Source organism: Marinobacter sp., assembly GCF_041690455.1.
Classification (GTDB): domain Bacteria; phylum Pseudomonadota; class Gammaproteobacteria; order Pseudomonadales; family Oleiphilaceae; genus Marinobacter.
In genome coordinates this window covers 1-2,087 of sequence record NZ_JAWLHI010000096.1, presented here as the reverse complement: position 1 = coordinate 2,087, position 2,087 = coordinate 1, and the positions used below count along the sequence as shown (strand labels likewise).

General features: G+C 60.4%; 1 protein-coding gene and 1 pseudogene. Both read right to left on the bottom strand.

Annotated elements, in window-relative coordinates; genetic code table 11:
- Window positions 1–1,282 (bottom strand): annotated as a pseudogene (locus tag ACESMW_RS17225) (AMP-binding protein); the annotation flags it as partial.
- A 116-nt stretch (window positions 1,283–1,398) separates the two neighbouring features.
- The gene (locus ACESMW_RS17220; RefSeq protein WP_372988218.1) at window positions 1,399–1,974 is read right to left on the bottom strand and encodes a peroxidase-related enzyme; all 576 of its coding nucleotides are present in this window, start codon (window positions 1,972–1,974) and stop codon (window positions 1,399–1,401) included.
- Between the last annotated feature and the right edge of the window lie 113 nt (window positions 1,975–2,087).

The window sequence follows — 2,087 nt, the reverse complement described above, 5'->3', positions numbered from 1 at the left end:
TCTGGATGTAGCCCTCCTCGTCCATAGTGGCCAGGTCGCCGGTATGCATCCAGCCGGCGTCGTCGATGGCCTCGCGGGTTTTCTCTTCGTTGTTCCAGTACTTCAGCATCACGCTGTAGCCACGGGTACACAGCTCACCGATTTCGCCACGGGGAACCACGTTTCCGGTGCCCGGATCGACGATCTTGGTCTCCAGGTGCGGCTGGGTGCGGCCCACGGTGGTGACCTGCTTCTCGAACGGGTCGAGGGAGCTGGTTTGGGTGGATACCGGACTCGTCTCGGTCATGCCATAGGCAATCTGGACCTCCTTCATGTTCATCTTGCCGTTGACCTTCTTCATCACCTCCGCCGGACAGATGGAGCCGGCCATGATGCCGGTGCGCAGCGTGGAGAGGTCGTAGGTCTCGAACTCCGGTTCGGCCAGTTCGGCGATGAACATGGTGGGCACGCCGTACAGGGCGGTGGCCTTTTCCTGGTGCACGGCCTGCAGGACGGACTTGGGCTCGAAGCCTTCACCCGGATAGATCATGGTGGAGCCGTGGGTGATACAGCCCAGGTTGCCCATCACCATGCCGAAGCAGTGGTACAGGGGCACCGGAATCACCAGCCGATCCTTCTCGGTGAAGCGCTGGCTCTCCGCCACAAAGTAGCCGTTGTTCAGGATATTGTGATGGGTGAGCGTGGCGCCCTTCGGATTGCCGGTGGTGCCGGAGGTGAACTGGATGTTGATGGGGTCATCAAACTGGAGCTGATCCTGGCGTTTCTCCAGATCGGCCTGGGAGATGTCGCCGGCGAAGCCGAGGAATTCCTTCCAGGTCCACATGCCGTCGTGCTTGTCTTCGTGCACGTTGATCACGGCACGCAGCTCCGGCACGTGGTCGGCCTTGAGCTTGCCGGGGGCGCTGCGCTTCAGCTCCGGCGCCAGCTCGTAAATCATCTCCCGGTAATTGGATGCCTTGAAGCTGTCGGCGGTGACCAGGGTGGTGATACCGGCCAGGTTCAGGGCGTACTGGAGTTCGTGCACGCCGTAGGCCGGGTTGATATTGACCAGGATGGCGCCCACTTTCGCGGTGGCGAACTGGGTGACGGTCCACTCGTAACGGTTGGGGGACCAGATGCCCACCCGGTCGCCGCGTTTCACGCCGATGGCCATGAAGGCACGGGCGGCCTCGTCGACCTTTTCCACGAACTCCCTGTAGGTCCAGCGGATGTCCTGGTGCAGGCACACCAGGGCTTCGGTATCCGGATACTTCTCCGCGGTACGGTCCAGCATTTCACCGATGGTCATGCCCAGGAGGGGCACTTCTGCGGTTCCGCTGGTGTAGCTTGGTAGAGTCTTGCTCATATCTCTGCCTCCAATTGTTGTTGTATTCGAGGGCAAGCAAGTCTGCGTACTTGCTAGCGACTCTGGCTGTGATACTCGGGGTTGGGTTGCATGTCGCTGGCAATTGCCACGCGGTTGGACATGTTGTAGAAGCCGACCAGATTGCTCAGGTCCCAGATGCCGCGGTCGCTGAGACCGGCATCCCGCAGGGCCTGGATGTCGTCTTCGGTGACGGTGGCCGGTGAGCGGGTGAGGTGGGATGCGAAATCGAGCATCGCGCGCTGGCGCTTGTCGAGTTTGGCGCTGCGGTAGTTCATCACCATGTGTTCACCCAGCTGGGGATCACCGCTCAGTACCCGCACGGCGGCACCGTGGGCCACCAGGCAGTAGAAGCACTTGTTCTCGGAGGAGACCACCACGGCCACCATTTCCCGCTCCAGCTTGGAGAGTTCGCCTTCGCCGAGCATGAGCTCGTTGTAGAGGCGGGTGAAGCCCTCCAGCTGCTTGAGGTTCTGGCTGTAGGCGGTCAGTACGTTCGGGATTATGCCGAGTTTTTCCTGGCAGATCTGGAAGTACTTCTGGGTGTCTTCTGGCATGTCTTTGATCTCCGGGATGGGGAGATCGAGGGCTACTACATTCTTGTTGCTCATTCTTGGCTCCCAGCCTTCTTGTTTTTGGTTCTATGGCGGGCGGGTACAGCTTCCTGGGACACGCTGTGAATACGTCCCTGTACGCTTGACTGCAGCATCCATGCTGCAGACAG